19 protein-coding genes are annotated in these 19,351 nt (G+C 65.9%); 9 read left to right on the top strand and 10 right to left on the bottom strand.

What is annotated here, in order from left to right; translation table 11 throughout:
• Positions 1-19 precede the first annotated feature (19 nt).
• From DES41_RS23865 to DES41_RS23850, 4 genes are all read left to right on the top strand, one after another.
• Positions 20-1,441, top strand: coding sequence for an FAD-binding oxidoreductase (locus DES41_RS23865; protein WP_114470426.1), 1,422 nt, complete (start codon positions 20-22; stop codon positions 1,439-1,441).
• A 124-nt stretch (positions 1,442-1,565) separates the two neighbouring features.
• Positions 1,566-2,501 carry a Bug family tripartite tricarboxylate transporter substrate binding protein gene (locus DES41_RS23860; RefSeq protein WP_425466393.1) on the top strand — a complete coding sequence of 312 codons (936 nt, stop codon included), beginning with the start codon at positions 1,566-1,568 and terminating at the stop codon, positions 2,499-2,501.
• Positions 2,502-2,752: 251 nt separating this feature from the next.
• Complete coding sequence (locus tag DES41_RS23855; protein WP_114470165.1) at positions 2,753-3,748, top strand: Bug family tripartite tricarboxylate transporter substrate binding protein; 996 nt, start codon at positions 2,753-2,755, stop codon at positions 3,746-3,748.
• Positions 3,726-4,748, top strand: a complete 1,023-nt coding sequence (locus tag DES41_RS23850) for an amidohydrolase family protein (protein WP_170168276.1) — start codon at positions 3,726-3,728, stop codon at positions 4,746-4,748. Before DES41_RS23855 ends, DES41_RS23850 begins: the two co-directional genes overlap by 23 nt.
• A gap of 111 nt (positions 4,749-4,859) precedes the next feature.
• Here DES41_RS23850 and DES41_RS23845 read toward each other — a convergent pair whose 3' ends face one another.
• From DES41_RS23845 to DES41_RS39245, 8 genes are all read right to left on the bottom strand, one after another.
• Positions 4,860-5,705: a DUF4198 domain-containing protein gene (locus DES41_RS23845; protein WP_114470163.1), complete on the bottom strand. Its 846-nt coding sequence runs from the start codon at positions 5,703-5,705 to the stop codon at positions 4,860-4,862.
• 18 nt (positions 5,706-5,723) lie between these two features.
• A complete protein-coding gene (locus tag DES41_RS23840; RefSeq protein ID WP_245965852.1) occupies positions 5,724-6,056 on the bottom strand; it encodes a DUF3325 domain-containing protein in 333 nt (110 codons plus the stop codon).
• Positions 6,053-7,720, bottom strand: a complete 1,668-nt coding sequence (locus tag DES41_RS23835) for a PepSY-associated TM helix domain-containing protein (protein WP_114470162.1) — start codon at positions 7,718-7,720, stop codon at positions 6,053-6,055. The genes DES41_RS23840 and DES41_RS23835 overlap by 4 nt, the downstream gene beginning before the upstream one ends.
• Entirely contained in the window at positions 7,720-8,040 is a 321-nt protein-coding gene (locus DES41_RS23830) for an iron transporter (RefSeq protein WP_114470161.1), read from the bottom strand. The genes DES41_RS23835 and DES41_RS23830 overlap by 1 nt, the downstream gene beginning before the upstream one ends.
• A gap of 10 nt (positions 8,041-8,050) precedes the next feature.
• Positions 8,051-10,477, bottom strand: coding sequence for a TonB-dependent siderophore receptor (locus tag DES41_RS23825; RefSeq protein WP_147282949.1), 2,427 nt, complete (start codon positions 10,475-10,477; stop codon positions 8,051-8,053).
• A 221-nt stretch (positions 10,478-10,698) separates the two neighbouring features.
• Complete coding sequence (locus DES41_RS23820) at positions 10,699-11,664, bottom strand: DUF4880 domain-containing protein (RefSeq protein WP_114470159.1); 966 nt, start codon at positions 11,662-11,664, stop codon at positions 10,699-10,701.
• Between the two features lie 31 nt (positions 11,665-11,695).
• Entirely contained in the window at positions 11,696-12,217 is a 522-nt protein-coding gene (locus DES41_RS23815) for a sigma-70 family RNA polymerase sigma factor (protein WP_114470158.1), read from the bottom strand.
• 113 nt (positions 12,218-12,330) lie between these two features.
• A complete protein-coding gene (locus DES41_RS39245) occupies positions 12,331-12,810 on the bottom strand; it encodes an Lrp/AsnC family transcriptional regulator (RefSeq protein WP_245965867.1) in 480 nt (159 codons plus the stop codon).
• 842 nt (positions 12,811-13,652) lie between these two features.
• Here DES41_RS39245 and DES41_RS23805 point away from each other — a divergent pair.
• The 5 genes from DES41_RS23805 to DES41_RS23785 all read left to right on the top strand — a co-directional run bounded on the left by DES41_RS23805 (position 13,653) and on the right by DES41_RS23785 (position 17,371).
• A complete protein-coding gene (locus DES41_RS23805) occupies positions 13,653-15,242 on the top strand; it encodes a flavin monoamine oxidase family protein (RefSeq protein ID WP_211333065.1) in 1,590 nt (529 codons plus the stop codon).
• A gap of 17 nt (positions 15,243-15,259) precedes the next feature.
• Positions 15,260-15,733 carry a c-type cytochrome gene (locus DES41_RS23800; RefSeq protein ID WP_114470156.1) on the top strand — a complete coding sequence of 158 codons (474 nt, stop codon included), beginning with the start codon at positions 15,260-15,262 and terminating at the stop codon, positions 15,731-15,733.
• A 33-nt stretch (positions 15,734-15,766) separates the two neighbouring features.
• Positions 15,767-16,294 carry a RidA family protein gene (locus tag DES41_RS23795; RefSeq protein WP_114470155.1) on the top strand — a complete coding sequence of 176 codons (528 nt, stop codon included), beginning with the start codon at positions 15,767-15,769 and terminating at the stop codon, positions 16,292-16,294.
• Between the two features lie 120 nt (positions 16,295-16,414).
• Entirely contained in the window at positions 16,415-16,879 is a 465-nt protein-coding gene (azu, locus tag DES41_RS23790; RefSeq protein WP_114470154.1) for an azurin, read from the top strand.
• A gap of 123 nt (positions 16,880-17,002) precedes the next feature.
• On the top strand, positions 17,003-17,371 hold the full coding sequence (locus DES41_RS23785) for a nitroreductase family protein (RefSeq protein WP_170168275.1): 369 nt from the start codon (positions 17,003-17,005) through the stop codon (positions 17,369-17,371).
• Here DES41_RS23785 and DES41_RS23780 read toward each other — a convergent pair.
• The gene (locus tag DES41_RS23780; protein WP_211333064.1) at positions 17,360-17,809 is read right to left on the bottom strand and encodes a GlcG/HbpS family heme-binding protein; all 450 of its coding nucleotides are present in this window, start codon (positions 17,807-17,809) and stop codon (positions 17,360-17,362) included. The genes DES41_RS23785 and DES41_RS23780 overlap by 12 nt on opposite strands.
• Positions 17,810-18,047: 238 nt before the next feature.
• Entirely contained in the window at positions 18,048-18,836 is a 789-nt protein-coding gene (locus DES41_RS23775) for an IclR family transcriptional regulator (RefSeq protein WP_114470151.1), read from the bottom strand.
• Between the last annotated feature and the right edge of the window lie 515 nt (positions 18,837-19,351).

The raw sequence follows: 19,351 nt of genomic DNA, 5'->3' as shown, positions 1-19,351 counted from the left end.
CGCCGACAGGGGAGAGATCATGGGAATCGTTGACCGACTGAGGTATGTCGTTGGCGCCGCATATGTCGTGCAGGGCGACGGCGCGTCGGACGCCAATGCGGGCTGGGAGCAGGACTGGCGGCGCCGGACACGTGGCCACGGCCTGGCCCTTGTCCGACCGCAGAACACGCAGGAAGTGGCCGAGGTCGTGCGACTGTGCGCTGCGGCCGGCGTCTCCATCGTGCCGCAGGGTGGCAACACCGGGCTGGTGGAAGGCTCCATCCCCGATGGCTCAGGCACCCAGGTGGTGCTGAGCCTGAACCGGATGACTGCGGTGCGGGACCTCGATCCGTCCAACCTCACGGTCACGGTCGAAGCGGGCTGCATCCTGCAGGCGCTGCACGAGGTCGTGGAACGCGCCGGCTATCTTTTCCCCTTGAGCCTCGCCGCGAAGGGCAGCTGCACGATCGGCGGAAACCTGGCCACCAATGCCGGCGGCACGCAGGTCGTTCGCTATGGCAATGCCAGGAACCTGTGCCTGGGGCTGGAGGTCGTGACGCCGCGCGGCGAGGTCTGGCAGTCCCTGTCGGGCCTGCGCAAGGACAACACCGGCTACGACCTGCGCGACCTGTTCGTCGGCAGCGAAGGAACGCTGGGCGTGATCACTGCGGCGACGCTCCAGCTGTATCCCCAGCCGCGCGCGCGCCTGACGGCTTGGGCCGCCGTACCATCGGAATCCGCGGCACTGGAGTTGCTCGCACGTGCGCGCCGAAACCTCGGTGCGGGGCTGACCGGGTTCGAACTCATGGGCCGCTTCGCAGTGTCGATGGTGTGCTTGCACCTTCCTCAGTTGCGCGTTCCGGTGTTCCGGGGCACCGATCCCTACTTCGTTCTCATCGAACTCTCCGACTCGGAGTCCGAGCCGCACGCGCGCGAGCGGCTCGAGGCGTTGCTTGGGGAGGCACTGGAAGACGGCTGCATGAACGATGCCGTCATCGCGGAGAGTCTCGCGCAGACGCGCGAGCTGTGGGAGATCCGCGAGAGCATTCCGCTGGCGGCCTACAAGGAGGGGGTCATGGCCGCCCACGACGTCGCCCTGCCGATCTCGGCGATCCCGCGCTTCATCGCCGAGACCCAGGCGCAGCTGACCGGTGCACTGCCGGGCGTCAGGGTCGCGAACTTCGGCCATCTCGGTGATGGCAACCTGCACTACAACGTGCATGCGCCCGCAGGACGCGATGCGCCAGAGTTTCTTCGTCGCCACGAGGAACAGATCCGGCAGATCGTCTATGCGTCTGCCGTCGCGCTGGGCGGTTCCTTCTCGGCCGAGCACGGCATCGGTCGGCTGAAGCTGCACCGCATGGAAAGCCACAAGGCCCCCGTCGAGCTCGAGATGATGCGGTCGATCAAGCGTGCGCTTGATCCCATCGGGGTGATGAACCCCGGCTGCATCGTGCGCTAGCCACCCTCAACATCGGTTCCGTTTCATGGATGCCATGTGCGTCCAGGGTGTTCCTTTTTCGCTTGATAACCAACCAGGAGATGTAATGGAGTTTTCCGTTCGGAATGTTCGCGCACTGCGGTGCATGGCCGTGGTGGCGGCAATCGTTCCAGCGATGGCGCTGGCGCAGGCGCAGTGGCCGACGCGGCCGATCACGTTGGTGGTGCCGTTTCCCCCGGGCGGAGCCGGGGACCAGATGGGTCGCATGGTGGCGCACCACCTGGCGGCGACCGTGAAGCAGCCGGTCATCGTGGACAACCGGCCGGGCGCGGGCACGATCATCGGCTCGCAGCTGGTTGCGCGCGCCAAGCCCGATGGCTACACCTTCCTGCTCGGCAGCACCTCGAACGTTCTGAACCACTACTTCTACCAGAAGGTTCCGTACGACACGCGGGCCGACCTGGCGCCAGTCGCGCAACTGATCACGCTGACGAACTACATGGTCGTTCCGCCGAACTCCAAGTTCAAGTCCACAGCCGACGTCCTTCGGCAAGCCAAGGAGCGGCCCAACAGCGTGAGTTGCGCGAACTACGGCGCGGGCACAGGCGGACACCTGAGCTGTGCGCTGCTCGCGCGGATGGCCGGTGTCGAGTTCGTGAACGTGCCGTACAAGGGGGGCATGCCTGCGATCCAGGACACCATGGCGGGCCAGGTCGACATGGCGATGGTGGTGGAGGCGCTTCCGTTCGTGCAGGACAAGCGGCTCAATGCGCTGGCCGTGTCCACGGCGGAGCGCAACCCGAACGCGCCATCGATCCCGACGGTCGGCGAATCCGTGCCCGGCTTCGATGTGACGTCGTGGCTGGGCATCTTCGCGCCAGCGGGAACGCCTGATGCCATCGTGCAGCGGGTCTCTGCCGACATCCAGGCCATGTTGCAGGAGGATGCGTCGAAGGAGCAGTTCAAGACGATGGGTGTCGTTCCCGTCCTGCGCCCGACCAAGGAGTTCGGCGCCTACGTGGACCGCGAGTTCGACCGTTGGGGCAAGCTGCTCAAGCCGCTCAACATCCGCCTGGACTGAACCCGGTCCCTTCTCGAACTACGGTGCCTTCTCGAGCGCGCTCCTCGTCGCGCGTGCGCCAAGCCGACGCGCCAAACTGCGATCAACTCTGGCAGTCACGAGGGGCCCTTCAAGGCCGCCGTGGGCTCCGGGCGCGTCTCCTCGGCCTGCGTGTCCCCCATGCGACGAGGGTGGATCCGCGTCGCCGGCGCTGCGGTTGCCAGGCCCGACCGCACGCCCATAATTCCTGCCCACAACCACAGGAGACAACAATGCGTTCAGTTCCGCGCAGACCGGTCTTGCGCCGCACAGGTTTGGCCTGGCTGCTCGGCGCAGGCCTGGCGGCCACGCTCGGCAGCTTCGCCCATGCCCAGGGCTTCCCGGCCCGTCCGATCCATATCGTCGTACCGTATCCGCCGGGCGGTGCGGTGGATCAGGTGGCTCGCCTGATCGCACCCAAACTGGAGGCCGATTTGGGCAAGCCGGTGGTGGTGGAGAACAAGGCCGGCGCCGGCGGCCTCTTGGGCTCGGATGCGGTCGCGCGGGCGCCGGCCGACGGACACACGCTGGTGTTCGCGACGGTCAGCAGCCATGCCATCGCTCCGGCGGTCTACGCCAAGATGCCGTACGACCCGATCACCGACTTCGCGATGGTGTCGAACGTGGCGCTCACGCCCTACATCATCACGGTCAACCCGAACGTGCCGGCCACCACGCTGAAGGCGCTCGTCGCCTACGCCAAGACGAACGGTAGCACCCTGAACTTCGGTTCTTCCGGCAAGGGCACGACCCCCCACCTGGCTGGCGAGCTGTTCAATGCCGTGGCTGGCACGCGCATCACCCACGTGCCCTACAAGGGCAGTGCCCCGATGGTGGCGGACCTGCTGGCCAACCATGTGCAGGTGGCGTTCGACAACACCGTCATCCCCTACATCCAGGCTGGCCGCCTGATCGGGCTCGCCGTCACCGGTCCGCGCCGCCTGTCCTCGGTGCCCGACATCCCGACCGCGGCCGAAGCCGGCCTGCCAGGCTACGAGGCCGTGGGTTGGATGGGGCTGATGGCGCCGCGCGGCACGCCCGCCGCGATCACGGAGCGACTGTCGCGTGCAACGGTCCAGGCGGTGGCTGGCGCCGATGTGCGCGCGAAGCTCGATACCCTGGGTTTCCAGGGCGATGCGGGCACGCCGCAGGCCTTCGAGGCTTTCGTGCGTGCCGAGCGCACAAAATGGAGCAAGGTGGCGCACGATGCCGGCATCCAGCCCGAGTGAGCCGCGGACGGTCGACGTCCACGCCCATGTCCTGTTTCCGGAACTGATGGGCCTCGCAGGCGCGGCCGGACCGGAGATGGGCGTCGCCGACGGCCAGTCCTTCTTCCGCTCCGGAAGCTACGTGCTGCGCGGCGTGCGCTTCGTCGACTCGCCGTTCTCCGATCTTGACCGCCGAATTGACCTGATGGACCGGTTGGGCATCGACCTGCAACTGCTGTCGCCGAACCCGCTGACCTACTTTTACGGTGCACCCGTCGCCGATGCGCAGCGTTTCTGCGCCGCCCAGAACGACCTGACCGCGGCAGCCATCGCCCGCTACCCGGGCCGCTTCGGCGGCTTCGCGCAGCTGCCGATGCAGTCGCCCGAGGCGGCGGTGGACGAGCTGGAGCGCGCCGTGACGCGGCTTGGCCTCGTGGGCTCCTACATCGGTTCCTCGTTTGCCGGGGTGGCGCTGGAAGACCGGTCGCTGGAGCCGGTATGGAGCGCCCATGAGCGGCTGGGTGTGCAGGTGGTGGTGCATCCGGAACCGATCGACCTGCAGTCGCCGGCAGAGGAACGCGACCGCCGCTACGACCTGGACATCGTGATCGGGTTTGCCCACGACGAGACCGCGGCGGTCGCTCGGCTGCTGTTCGGAGGCGTGCTGGACCGTCATCCCCGGTTGCAGGTGCATGTGCCGCACGGCGGTGGAACAGCCCCGTATCTGAAGGGACGCATGCGTACCGCCATCGAGCGGCGTCCGTGGGCCAAGGGCCTGCTGACGCGTCCCTTCGATGCGCTGTGGTCGCAGCTCTCATTCGACTGCCTGCTGGGAACGGACGAAGCCCTGGACTTCCTGGTGCGCAGCGAAGGCGCGGACCGCGTGATGCTGGGCACCAACTTCGCGGGCTGGGACCAGGCCGACGACATCGTGGCGCGCGTGCAAGCGCGCTTCGATGGAAGCGTGCGCGACCGCATCCTGGCGGGCACCGCCATGACTCGGTTTCGGCGCGTGGCCTGAACTGCCCACGCGCCACACAACAGGACGCTGCGGCGGACTTTGGCGGCAGGTTTCCCGTGCTCCGAGGCAGGCTGTGGCGATCGACGAGGACGCCGTTCACCATCGGCCTGCTCAGTCGGCCCTCCGTTGGGCGGCCACGGCCGTCGACTCGGGGCGCACCTCCACCGTCGCGACGTAGCTCGCCGTGCCCTGGCTCGCGGGTGCGGTGGCGCTGCCCTGGCGGAGCGTGGCGCTGATCCAGTACATCCCCGGTGCCTTCCACTGCACCAGGACGCGGCCTTCGCTGTCGGTCTGCAGCTCCAGCGGTGCGGCCCGTGTCTGATGCTGCGCCCCGCCTTGCAGAACCTGCACCTTCACGCCAGCGGCGGGCTTGCCGTCAAGCTGGAAGCGCAGCGCGGATGTGCGGCCAGCCGTCAGCGCGTTCGGATGGGGGCCGTAGAGCGCCTCCAGTCCCGAGCCGGTCAGACGCTGTGCCGTCGGTGCCCCGAAAGTGACGAAGGTCTCGACACGGGAGGACACTTCCGATACCGAGAGCTTCTCGGCCTGGCGGGGAACCGAGCGCTCGTAGTCCTGTGCCGGCCCGCTCCAGCGCTTCGGCTTGCCGTCTTCCACCCATTCGGCGCGCAGGCCGCGCTCGACGACCGCGGCTTGCCAGGTTCCTTCCTGGGTCAATTGCCAATCGAAGACCGTGCGGTAACGAAACCTCTCCAGCTTGGTGGGCGATGACGAACTTCCGTCCGGCGAGACGATCTGCAACCCCTCGGTCGCCATCGCGTTGTGGTTGAAGCTGAACAGTTCGTTGCTGCGCGCAGCATCGACCGTGATCCAGTGGGTCTTCTGATCCGGTGTGACGACCGTGGCGGAGGGAAGAAGGAATGAGCGATGCGCGTGGCCGGTGACCGGCAGAGCGATGGCGATGGCCAGAGCCAACGTGGCACAGGGGCGGTGGATGGGCATGGACTTCCTTGAAGGGGGTTAGAGGGAGGCGTACCACGCGAGCGCGGCGGCGGCGCCTGCGAGAAGCGATGCGGGAAGAACGGTCCGGGGCAAGTAGCTCAGCAGCAGGCCCAGGGTCATGCCGGCGCAGGTGAGCGCTCCGGCCCAGAGTGCGATACCGAGCGACCAGCTGCCTTCGCGGACGCAGGGAACAAGCGACGCGCACACCAGGAGCCAACCGAGCCACCGCCACGTGCGCGAGCGTCCTGGCGAGAGCTCGCGCCCGAACACCTGTTCCTGGTGGCGGTCCATGGCAAGGCTGAGCGCCGAGAAGGCGGCAAGGGCGATTCCGATGGAGATCCACGCGTTCATGCGGACTTCTCCCGGGCCTGGGCGACCGGCACGGCGTGGCCGCCGCCTGCGCGCGTGGCGCCCTTGCGCGGCGCCGAAGCGGCCGGCTGGCGCAGCAACTTGTAGCCCACGAGGGCATGCACGGTTGCCAGGACGAGCATGGCGAGGTCGAAGCCCGCGATGGGCCAAAGTCCCTCGCGCAGGGCAATGGGCAGCGCGGCGCCACCGGTCCAGGCATTGAGAACCGGGAGCAGGGCGAACATCACCGCCGCGAGGACCATCAGCTCGGTCCACGCACGCCGATGCGAACGCAGCATGCCGAAGGCTGCGCAGGAGGCCCAGACCAGGAAGAACCCGAGGATCTCGAGGTCGGCGCGGCCTTCCAGCGCTGCGGGAATCAGCCGGTTCAGCCAGAAGTACCCGGCCGTCGCGACGGACAGGCCCGCCACCGATCCCACGTTGAGTATCTCGACCAGGCGGTGGCCGAGCGGGGTCCGGCCCAGCTTGCGCCGCTCGGGCAGCCGCTTGACGACCCACAGGACGAGCCCGGAAGCCGCCATGAAGGTGCCGAGCACGCCGGACAGGAACAGGAACCAGCGCATGGCAGGCCCGGCGAAGCGGCCCAGGTGTGCAGCCGTGACGACGTTGTACGTCGCGCTGGCGGCGGAGGGCTCGGTCGCGGTAGGGGTGGAGCGCAGCTCGCCCGTGCGGCCGTCGAACACCAGGCGCTGGCTCGCGCCGCGGTCGACCAGCGAGCGGCCGCCCTGTTCACGCAACTCCACGGTCATTCTCGCGGTCCCGGGGTTCTGCACCGTGATGCTCCCGACCTCGCGACCAGGCCAACGGACCGCTGCCTCGGCCAGCATCGGCGCCAGCGGTGCCATGGCCGCGGGCGTCTCGGACGAGGGCGCCCGCGCGGCGCGCGGTGCCGGCGGGGCGCCGCCGCCACCGCCCCCTGCACCCGTCGTTCGGCGCTCCGCGAAGTAGGCCTGGTGATCGCCGTTGTACGCGGCGTCGATGGCCCATGGCATGAGCATGAACATCAGCAACAGCAAGCCGCTGAACGTGATCATGATGTGGAACGGCAGGGCCAGCACTGCCGTGGCGTTGTGCGCGTCCAGCCAGGACCGCTGCCCTTTGCGCGGCCTGAAGGTGAAGAAGTCGGTGAAGATCTTCTTGTGGGTGACCACGCCGCTCAGGATCGCAACGAACATCATCATCGTGGCGATGCCCACCACCCAGCGCCCCCAGGTGCGTGGCATTCCATGCAGCTCGAAGTGGAAGCGGTAGAGGAAGTTGCCCCCGCGCGTCTCCCGCGAGTGGATCTGCTCGCCCGTTGCCGCATCGAGCTCGGCACGGCGTGTTCCCGCACGGCCAGCCGGCGCGCCAATGTCGCGCCAGCTCGCCTCGACCACGGTCTGCCTCTCGCCGGGCAGGACGAGCGTCCAGTTCGACGCCTTGGGCGCCAGCGTCGCCATGGCGTCCACGGCGCGCTGCGCCGTCTGAGGGCCCGGAATGGAGCGGTGCTGTTCCGGCTTCATCCAGGCATTGACCTCGTCGAGGAAGTAGCTCAGCGTCCCGGTGAAGAACACCGCGTACAGCAGCCAGCCCAGCAGCAAGCCACTCCAGGTGTGCAGCCACGACATGGATTGGCGCAGGCCCTCGGGTTTTCCGTCGACACGCATCACAGACCTCCTCGGAGCCACAGGACGGCGGCCGCGCTCAGCGCCGTGAGCGCGCCGATGCCCCACCAGGCGCGCCAGGCGCTCGCGCAGCCGAACGCCCACATGGCAGCGATGGCGTGCAGCACGAAGGCGAGCATGGTGGCGATCAGAACCGCATCGGGTCGCGCACCGCCCAGCGCGGGCAATGCCAGGCTGAGCGCCGCGGCGCAGGTGGCGGCCATGACATAGCCTCCCGCAGCGGCCGCAACGGCGCGCGAGGCGACGGCGAGGCGGTAGCGCGCAAGCCCGGTGGCCGCGCGTGCGTCGATTGCTTTGGACATCGCCTGCGCCTCAGAAGGCAAGTTGCGCGCTGAGCGCGACGCGTCGCTCGTCGCCGTACAGCACGGTGCCCATGGGGAAGCGGCGGCGGTCGTAGTAGCGCTTGTTGAGCAGGTTGGTGATGTTCAGGTTCACGCTGAGCTTTCGGCCGGCGTCCAGAGACTTCTCCCAGAAGAGTCCCGCATCCACCAGGCCATAGCCCGCGCCCCAACTCGCTGCCGGCGCATCGGGTGTACCGCTCCAGGTGCCGTGCACCTTCGACCAGGCCTTCAGGCCGGCGCCGACGTGGAACTCACCGGCGGCGTCGCTGCGGTGCACCCTGAACTTGTTCCACAGCACGAGGTTGTGCCGCGGCGTGTATTCGACCGTGCGGCCGACGTACACCGCATTGGCGTGGTCCTTGTACTTCGCCTGGGTGTAGGAGTAGCCGACCTGGGCGATCCATCCGTCCAGGATCTGCCCGCTCAGCCGCAACTCCAGGCCCTGGGCGCGGGTCAAGCCGGCCGTCACGTAGCAGGCGTCCTCTGGTTCCTCGCCGACCGCGACGGCCGATCGCCCGGGCGCGCATTCGTAGCCATCGAGCAGCCGCGCCTCGTTCTTCTTGTCCACGCGGAACAGCGCAGCGGTGAACAGGCCGCTACCGCCGAAAACATCGCGCTTGATGCCGACCTCGTACTGGACGCCTTCAACCGGCTGCGTGATGTACGCGCCGCTCGTGTCCAGGTAGCTCGTGCTGCTCTGCGGCACGAAGGACTCGCCGTAGCTGGCATAGACCGTGGTTGCATCGTTGATGTCGTGCATGGCAGCCACACGGGGGCTGACCTGGCTCAAGCGATTCACAGCCTGCGTACCCGTGCGTGGATCGCTCTCGAAGCGCGCCCAGCCCAGTCCCAGCATCACACGGGTGGCGCCGCCCGGGAGATGCAGCATGTCCTGCATGTAGAAGTTGGCGTCGGACCGCTTGGTCCCCGGCACGAGCGGATCCTCCCAGACCAGGTACTGGTATGGGTAGTCGGTGTTGGTGGGGTTGTAGATGTTGATCGGGCCCACGGGGTAGGCCCCGGTCGAGCGGGACTGCGAAGCCACGGCGCGCGCGCTGGAGCTGCTCTCGGTGGTTCCGAGACCCATGCCGACCAGCCAGTCGTGGCGCCATTGGCCGTGGCGCGCGGTGCCGCTCACGTCCAGCGAGCCCGCGACGCTCTTGCCTTCGCTCTGGCGGCCGCTGACGTAGCGTTGGACATTGCCGTCCGCGTCGGGGCCTGCGGCGGTGTTCGTGGCGCGCGTGTTCTGCCACCATTGCTCGTAGCGTTGCGCGATGATCCCGCCACGGATCTTCAGGGCCTCGGACTGGGACCAGGTGGCGTCCCAGAGCACGGTATCGGCCGTCCGCTGCACCCTGTCGTTCAGGCTCCCCCAGAAGAAATCGCGCGATACCGGGTAGTACTGCCCGGCCAATGCGCCGCTCGTGATCAGGAAGTTGTTCTCCTGCTCCGGCACCGAGTCCGTGTCGAGCCGCTCGTAGGTGAGAGTGCTCGTGAAGTCGCGGTTGGGCGCGACCGTCACCGCGGCCAGAAGGCTCTGCGGCTTGGACCAGATGTGGTCCTGGTCATCGACGCGCTTGCGCGCGCTGCCGACCAGCCGGTAGCTCACCACCTTGGCCTCGTCGACGGGGCCGGTCAGGTCGGCCATCGCGCCCAGCGAGCCCTTGTCGTCGGTGTCGAGCCGAACGACATAGGCCGGCGAGGTCCTGGGGCGCTTGTAGTTGTAGCTGATCACGCCACCCGGTTCCGCCGAACCGTAGTAGAGGCCTGCGGGGCCACGCAGCAGCTCCACCGACTCCAGGCTGTCCGTGCCGCGCAAGGTTCCGGCGGAGTCGCTGTAGACAGGGATGCCGTTGATCAAGGTCTGTCCGTTGGAGAACCCGCGGATCTGGATGGCACGGCTGAAACCGCCCCCGGCATCGCTGACCGAGCTGTTGGTGGTGAGGCCAGCGAAGCTCTCCAAGGTGGCGAAGATGTTGGTATCGCCGCGCTCCTGCATCAGTTCGCGGCTGATCTGGTCGATCGAGAAGGGCGTGAGGCGAGGCAGCAACTCGGACTTCGTGGCGACGGTCGATGGGCGGTCGGCGAGGTAGGAGGGAAGCTCGGCTGCGGCCGTGACGGTGACGGCGTTCAGCGTGGTGGCAGCCGGTGCAGCGCCTGCGGGAGTGGTCGGGGCCGTATGGAGCGGTGGTTTGCTGGTTGCCGGTTGGGGAGCGGCCTCGCGCACGCTCAGCGTCCCATTCGCGGTGACGACCAGCTCAAGCCCGGTGCCCGCCAGTGCGCGGCGCGCGGCTTCTTCCGGCGTGAACCTGCCGGCCACTGCGCTGGAGGTTCGGCCCTGCAGCAGCGAAGGAAGCGCCGAGAAGCTGACACCTGATGACCGGGCGATCGCGCGCAACGATTGGTCCAGTGGGCCGGCGGGAACATCGAAGGAGGCGCTGGAAGCGCCCGGTGCGGCCGTCTGCGACAACGCAGGGACCGAACAAAGCAAAGCGGCCACGGCAGCTGCCGTGGCGCGGGGGCGGAGAAGGAAGAGCATGGAGAAGCACCGGATGGTTGAGGTTTCGGTGCTTGTCGAACGAGAGGGTGGCGATCCCTCAGGCTGTTACAAATTAGTTGTCATGCGTGCCCGATCGCAAGAACCCAGGGTCCGAAGCGCCTCAGCGAGATCGGGATGGTCTCCGCAAGGCTGCGAAGGGCCTTCTCGGGTTCCGCGAGCGGAAGCACCGCCGTCACGCGGATCTCGGACACGCTGGGGTCCAGGCGGATGACGGCCGTCGAGTACGGACGCAATGCCTCCACGACATCGGCGAGGGGCTCGTTGTAGGCGTCCACCAAACCATCGATCCAGGCCGCGCGGAGTCTCGCGTCGGGATCGATGCGAACCCGGCCCGCCACATCGATGGACGCGCTCTGTCCCGCGGACAGCTCCGCCGTCGCGCCTGCGGCGGACACGATCCGAGCCGCGCCGGAAAGCAGGCCAAAGCGCGTCAGGCGATCGGTCTGCTGGGCGAAGCAATGGCCTGCGGAGATCCGAAGCTTCCCGTGTCTGGCATGCACCTCCCAGTCCTGCGAACCGTGCAGTGGACTGTTCAGGGAAACCTGGCCGCGAAGCAGGTGCAAATGCGCCAGTCCGTCCTGTCTGCGGACGTCTGCTGCGGAACGGGCGCCCAGTACCAGCTCGCTGTTGTCGAACAGCCGCTGGCGTCGCGTCTGCCCGGTGCCTGTCCTGCAATCGGCGAGAAGGGTACCGAGTGGACTCTGGCGGTCGACCAGCCAGGCCCCTGCGCCGCCAAGCACGGCAACGGTCAACAGGCCGGACGTCAGGCGACGGCGCGAAGGGCGGGCGTGGGTCAGCGCACGCAGGCTCGTCGCGCGGCTACCCGAACGCTTCTCTTCAGCCGCTTCGAGCTGCGCGATCGGCTCACAGAGAAGGGCCCCGACCTGAGCCCAGGCGGCACGGTGCGTCTCGTCGCGCGCGAGCCACTCGGCCAGTGCGCGGCGGTCTTCCGCTGTTGCGCTGCCTGAGTCCAGGCGCACGCGCCATGTGACGGCGCGGTGAAGGGCAGGGGAGCTGACGGTCATGCGGTGATAGATTTCCAGGTGTCGCTGCGGGTCAGGGCGTCAGCGCGGCGCTACCCGCGAGCAGGTGCAGATAGGCCTGGCGAACGTAGCGCTCGACACTCGCGATCGACACACCGAGTTCCGTCGCGATCACCTGGTGCGTGAGCCCTTCCAGTCGGTTGAGCAGGAAGGCCTGTTTGACGCGCAGCGGCAGCCCGTCGAGTTGGCGGTCGATGCTCTCCACGGCTTGGCGAACGATGGCGTAGTCCTCTGCGGACGGTGCGAACGCAGGCGGCTGCGCAGCGAGGGCGTCGAGCCAGGCCTGCTCCAGGCTTCGCCGACGCCAGAAGCTGACCAGAACGCGCTGGGCGATGGTGGTGAGGAAGGCACGTGGTTCCTCGATGGCCGAAGGTGCGGCATTGCCAAGCACGTGCACGAAGGTGTCCTGGGCAAGGTCTTCCGCCTGATGGGCGCATCCCAGCCTGCGGCGCATCCAGGCGCGCAGCCAGTGGTGATGATCCACGTAGATGGTCTGAACCGCCGCCTTGTCAGCGACGGACTGCTCTGACGCCATGCCGATAGAAACTCATGAATGAGAACCATTGGCATTCTATCGATGGAGGACCGGATGCGACCCGCTGCATCCGGCATAACTTGGAGCAACCTGCGTTCAGCGCACCCCGATGGTCAACGTCTGGTCGCGAACGGCAGCTTGCTCGAATGCTTCAGCTCCCGCATCGACAGGCTGCTGAGGATCTCCTTGACCCCGGGCAGGGCGCGCAGCCGGTTCAGCACCAGCATCGAATAGGTGTTGAAGTCCGCCGCAATCACATGCAGCAGGTAGTCGTGTTGTCCCGTGGTGTTGTGGCAGGAGACGACCTCGGGCATCGTGGTGATCGCGGCCTCGAACTGGCGGCAGGTGCGTTCGCCGTGGTCGGTCAGCGAGATGTTCACGAACGCCATCACACCGAAGCCCATCAGTTGACGGTCGAGGACGGCCTGGTAGCCGCGGATCACTCCAGTGGTCTCCAGTCTTCGCAAGCGCTTCCAGCAAGGCGAGGCGGAGAGCGAGACACGCTCGGCCAACTCCGCGTTCGTCAACCTGCCGTTGTCCTGAACGATGCTGAGGATCTTGCGATCGACCTCATCCAACTCGTGATCCTTCAATTTCTGGCACTCACACTCAAGTCCATCCTTCACAGCGGATCGGGGCCACGCTGCAACTCGCGACAGGGCCTGAGTACCGGAGAAGATTCGTTCTCGGTCCGCTGTTTGCGTGGACGAAATTTTCCCGCATCGCTGTGCCGGTTCATCTTGATAAAAACTCAAGACCTGTTGAACGGCATGTATCGGATCGTCCAAAGCATCGCCGTCTCCTCGGCGGGAACTGATCCCGATGGTGAAGCTGCGCTGCGCTCCAAAACTGTGCGCTTCGGTGGATCTGCGCACCACAACAGGGTATGCCGGATCTAGGCAGAGACCGGAGTCACGTGCTGGCGATGTGAAGTACTCGTGCGGCGACGGCGTACTCGTCCAGGGCGGCAACACGCATGCGGGCCGCGGTTCCGGGGCGCACGTCGGGATCCAGAAACTCGCTTCTGGCGCGCACCCAGCAGCGATCAAAAAAGATCTTGCAAGCAACCGATCTGCGCACAGAAGAATCTTCTGCATCGCGTTGGACCAGTGCCTCGACTTGGAAAGAAGATTTCCCAGGGTGTTTCCTAAACTTTCTTTCGTCTTGAGCACTGCCGGGAATGCACAGGTGACCCGCCCTTGAAGGCGAGTGGCCGCACGCTGACACCGCGGTTGGAGACGGGCATTGAGGCCAGCGTTCGGGATTGGTCAGCGTCGCTCTCACGAGGCGTGACGCAACGTCGAACTCTGATCCACGCACCATCTTGGGCATCGGTTCCCGAGGTCGGGCGCAGGTTCTCCTCATGGCTCGGGCCATCCATGCACTTCCTCGCATGCGCATCACGGCAACACCGATCCACATCACATCCACCTAGATGAACACACCATCAACCACGCGCAGGGAACTGCTATCGATGATCGGCAAGGCCGCAGGCGGCGCTGCGATGTACCAGGCCATGACGTCCCTGGGGCATGCCGCAGAGTCCGAGTACAGCGGGCCGATCAAGCTGAGCCCTGCAAAGAAGGGAGCGTCGGTCGTGGTGCTGGGCGCGGGGCTAGCAGGCATGGTCGCAGCGCTGGAGCTGCGGTCCGCGGGCTACTCCGTCAAGCTGCTGGAGTTCCAGAACCGCGCAGGGGGACGTTGCTGGACCTTGCGCGGCGGCGATGAGTTCAGCGAACTGGACGGCACGCGGCAGACGGTTGGCTTCGCGAAGGGCAACTACTTCAACCCGGGCCCGTGGCGCGTCCCGCACCACCACCTGGCGATGATGGACTACTACAAGCGTTTTGGCATCAAGCTCGAGGCGTTCAACCAGGTCAACCACAACGCCTTCGTGCACAACAGCAAGGCCTTCGGCGGCAAGCCGCAAAGGTTCCGCCATGTGCAGGCCGACTTCCGGGGGCACACCTCCGAATTGCTGGCGAAGGCGGCCAACCAGGGCGCTCTGAACGACGCCGTGACCCGAGAGGACACGGAGAAGCTTCTCGCCGGCTTGCGCGCGTGGGGCGTCCTGAACAAGGACAACCGGTATGTCGCCAGCGAGCGCGTCAGCGACTACCGCGGTTTCGATGTCGAGCCCGGCGGCGGCCTGATGCCGCTTGCGACGCCATCGGAGCCGATCGGGCTGCACGAGCTGCTGCAATCGGACCTGTGGTCGCAGATCAACTCCGGGAACATGTACGAGTTCCAGACGACGCTGTTCCAACCGGCCGGTGGCATGGACGCGTTGGCAAAGGCGCTCGAACGCGAGCTCAAGTGCCACATGCGCTACAACACCAAGGTCACGAAGATCGCTCAATCCGAGCGCTCGGTGACCGTGCACTTCACCGACGCGAACAAGCCCGGCGCGCAGCAGTCCGTCAGCGCGGACTGGTGTGTCTGCACCATTCCCGCATCGCTGTTGAGCCAGATGGACATCCAGGTCGGCGACGCCATGCGGTCGGCCATCGAGAGCCTTCCGTATGGCAGCTCGATCAAGGTGGGCCTGGAGTTCAAGCGTCGCTTCTGGGAAGACGACGAGCGCATCTATGGCGGCATCAGCTACACCGACCTGCCGATCCAGATGATCTCGTATCCGTCGAACGACTACATGAAGGCAGGCCCGGCGGTGCTGCTGGGCGCGTACTCGTTCGAGAACACGGACTCCTACCGGTTCGCGTCGCTGACGCCGAACGAGCGGATTCGACTGGCTCTCGCGTACGGCGGCCGCATCCATCCCCAGTACAGCGAGGAGTTCTCGAACGGCGTTTCGGTGGCCTGGCACCGCATCCCCTGGACGCAGGGCTGCCACGGGGTCTGGAGCGAGTCGCTGCGCAAGGAGCACTACAACAACCTGGCGCAGGTGGACAACCGGATCGTCCTGGCCGGCGAGCACGTTTCGCACATCCCCGCCTGGCAGGAAGGTTCGGTCCTGTCCGCGCTCGACGCGGTCAAGCGCCTGCACGCGAAAGCCATCAACGTCTAAGAACAAGGACCACCCACATGACCGCAATGACCAAGTCCAGCGCGATCGCAGCCTGCGCGCTTGCTGCCGCCCTCGGCACCACGCTTGCATACGCCGAGCCGAAGATGTCCAGTGGCACGGCAACCCAGGTGCGCGCCATCACCGAGCAACAGGCCGGCACTCTCGCGACCAACTTCTCCGCCAGCCGCGTGCAGCTGACGCAGAAGGATGGCGAGCAGATCTACCAGGCGATCTGCCAGGGCTGCCACATGGTGCAGGGCAAGGGAGCGCAGGGGGTCGGCTTCTATCCGCCGTTGGCCTCCAATCCCAAGCTGGCCGCTGCCGCATATCCGCTGACTGTCGTCATGAACGGGCTGCACGGCATGCCGGGCTTCTCGCACCGGCTAAGCAACGAGCAGGTCGCCAGCGTCGTGAACTATGTGCGCACGAGCTTCGGCAACAACTTCCAGGACAACGTGCGTCCTGAAGATGTCCAGGTGTTCCGCAAGTAGACGCCTTCCCTCAACCCAACCACCATTGAGAACATGAGAACCACCTTCTCCATCGCCGCCGTTGCCTTGGCATCCCTGCTGTCCGCGTGCGCAACGACGGCCGTCGACCCGACCGTCACGCGCTACAAGATCCCCGGATCGTCGTTCCCGATTGCCAACGCCGTGGAGGTATCCGGTGGGGCCAGCACCGTGTACCTGTCCGGCAAGGTTCCGCCGATGGTCGACAAGACCAAGCCGTCGACCGATCCAGCCGCTTATGGCGGAGATACCGAAGGGCAGACGGTTGCCGTCCTGGAGGCGATCGATGCCCAGCTCAAGTCCATGGACCTGACGATGTCCGATGTCGTCAAGATGCAGGTGTTCCTCGTCAAGGATCCGGCCAAGGGCGGAAAGATGGACTTCGCAGGGTTCATGAAAGGCTATACGAAGTACTTCGGTACGGAGAAGCAGCCCCTGCTGCCATCGCGCTCGGCGTTCGAGATCGCGGCGCTGGCCAACCCCGCCTGGTTCGTCGAGATCGAAGTCGTCGCCGTGCGTGGCGGGCGCGCGGTCGCAAAGTAGGACGCGCGACGCTCGTGCCCGGTCGCTTGTGTCCTGGGCTGAGCGCCGTCTCCACCGGCCAGCCGTGCCGGTCGCCGGCGGGCCGCCACTCAGAATCTCCCATTTCCTCCATCACCGTCCATGAAACTGATTTCCCAGATCGCCGCCACCGTCGGCGCCGTGTCCTGCCTTGCACTCGTCTCGCCTGCAATGGCGGCTGACTGCGCCACCACCGTGGAGAGCAACGACGCGATGCAGTTCAACGTGAAGAGCATTGCCGTCCCGAAGTCCTGCAAGACCTTCGCCATCACGCTCAAGCACGTCGGCAAGCTGCCGGTGGCCGCGATGGGGCACAACCTCGTGATCGCCGCCGCCAATGATCTTTCCGCCGTCGCCTCCGACGGTATTGCGGCGGGGTTGGGCAACGACTACCTCAAGGCCGGCGACAAGCGCGTCATCGCTCACACCAAGATGCTGGGCGGCGGCATGAGCGACACCCTGCAACTGCAGACCGACCAGCTCAAGGCCGGTACCGCATACTCGTTCTTCTGCTCGTTCCCCGGCCATTCGGCGCTCATGAAGGGTGCGCTCACGCTGTCCAACTGAGTTCCGATCCAGTCCTACGCGACGAACGCCAGCCTGCGCTGAACGAGGGTTGGCGACGGCGAGAATCCGGACATGCGACAGAGTCTAGAGACGGCTGCTCCCGCGTGTTCGGAGCCAAGCACATTGCACGACCGGCAAGGCTGGGCGACGCTGGCGGGGACACGCGCCTCGACTCGCCGCTTCGCGCAGCAGGAGGTGCCGCAGGACTGGATTGGGCAGATGCTGCAGGAAGCCCGGTGCGCGCCGAGCGGTGCCAATCTGCAGCCCGGTGAGTTCATCCAGGTCGTCGGCTCCGCGCGCCAGCGCTTGTCGTGCGCGCTCGGTTTGGGATCCACCAGCGATGGACGGGATCAGCCGACGGAGCGGCATGTGCGCAATGCCCGGATACTCACGATCGCCAGCGGCGTCGCGAAGCTCTTGCGCATCGAAGTGGCAAGTGCCGTGCTGAGTCTGAAGCTTCCTCAGACCCGGGAGAGATCATCAAGGCGGTAGCACGGTCGCTCGACTAAGGTCAGAGGCCGCGACTGCCTCCAGGGCTGCCTGCGCCACCTGCATGTCATCTGAGTAGTGTCCTCCGGACACGCCGATGGCGCCCACCATCTGTCCGCCTTCCATGATGGGGTAGCCGCCGCCGAAGATCACAAGTCGGGGAGTGTTCGTGATGCCATGCAGCAAGGGCGGATCGTCCTTGATGAAGTCGTACCAGGCGTGTGACGGCATGCCGAATGAAGCGGCCGTGTATGCCTTGTTCTGCGCGACGTCAATGGCCAGAAATGGGGCGCCGTCCATCCGATGAAATGCATTGAGCAATCCATCCTCATTCACGACTGCGATGCACATGGCCTTGCCCATGGCCACGGACTTCTCGACGGCTGCATAAATTGCTTTCTGTGCAGTCGAAGCGTCAATTGTCTTCTTGATCAGACTCACCAGGAACTCCTCTTAGAAGCCAACGCAAAGGGATCGACGTTCCGCGGCTGGGCCAGCCACTCGACGTGCGCCTAGACAGTGTCCACCAGTCCTCGCGGAGTCGCAGCAAGCCAGCGTAGCCATCGCTTGCTGCTGATGCCATAAAGACAGAACTGATAGCGGAATGATAGCCGCATATACGCACGATGTCACCGCAAGCCGGCAGTCGCCTGAGGCGTCAAAGGAACGGATGTAGAGGTTACGGTGGCTTGCCGGCCATGGTCCGCGTCAGCCTCTGTGCTGCTTCCACGACGCATTTGCAGTGCTTCTTGTCGTTGGCAGTAATGCGGTTGGTCGGGCCCGCGATCACCACGCCGAGCAGCAAGTCGCCATCGAAGCCGTAGACAGGCGCTGCGATGGCGCTGGCGTCTACGACCCGGTCACTGTGGGTGCGCGAAATGCCGCTGGCCACGATCGCCGCGAGTTCCTTGCGTAGGCTTGCAACGCTGGTGATCGTCGAAGGCGTGTGCGCGACAAGCGTCACCGAACGAAGGTAGTGCTCCTGCTGCGATGCAGGCATGTAGGCCAACAGCAGCTTCCCGATGGCGGTGCTGTAAAGGTCTCGTTGCTCGCCGATCGGGATCGTGTATCGAAGTGCGCTTTCGCTCTCCACCTTTTCAAGGTAGACCACCTTTTGTCGATCTGGCGTTAGCGCTCCAAGAAGTGCTGTCTCTCCGGTCTGCTCGCTGAGCCACCGCAGGGTGGGACGCGCGAGTTCCCCAAGACGCAAGTGCCCGACCACTCGCGTGGCCAGGGAGAACATTCGCGGCCCCAGGCGGTAGACGCCCGCCTCGTCGCGTCGTAGATAGCCTCCTTCGGCCATGCCGACCAGCAGACTCATCAAGCTGCTCTTGGGTGCATCCAAGCTGCGCGCCAGTTGCGCAAGACCCATGCCGGCTTCTGCCGAAGCCAATGCATCAAGGATCGAGAAGATCCGGTCCACGGACTGCGGGGCGGCTGCCTGCACGGCTAGTTTGGCGTTTTCCATAGAAGGTGGGGGCGATTGAAGTGCGTACGGTACCCCAACTTCCGATGCCTACGTGCCGGGTGTCATGGCGTGGCGAGGCAAGGCTTCACATGTTGGCAGATGCGTGAGCTCGTAAGGTGCAGCGTCGCGTGGAAGCCGCCGTGCGACCGTGCACAGCGAAGTAAGGCCGCAGGCTCCATCCGTGTAGGGCCGCAGGCGTTGACCTCGACGAAGCGGCTCGCGATCTCGTGGCGGATGGGAGCCCCGTGATCCGTCGATGTCGAAGCGACCACTCGCGATCGGATGGCGCGAACGAATCAGCAGAGCTTTGCATGCGCTCCATGGGGACGGCATGGGTGGCCTTCGTCCGCTTAGCTCCAAAGCTCAACAAAAGTATTGACGCACGGCGAAATGCAGATAGCATCGCGTCGTGCGAATTAACGCAAGGCGTACCAATATACGAACGCTGCAAGTGCTGACCGGTGTCTGGCGCTTGGATCGCCTAGGTTGCCAGCAGGTCCGCGCCCGTGGTGCGT

Origin of the sequence: Pseudorhodoferax soli (assembly GCF_003337555.1) — a bacterium.
Lineage (GTDB): Bacteria > Pseudomonadota > Gammaproteobacteria > Burkholderiales > Burkholderiaceae_C > Pseudorhodoferax > Pseudorhodoferax soli.
This window is presented reverse-complemented; position numbering and strand designations above follow the sequence as displayed.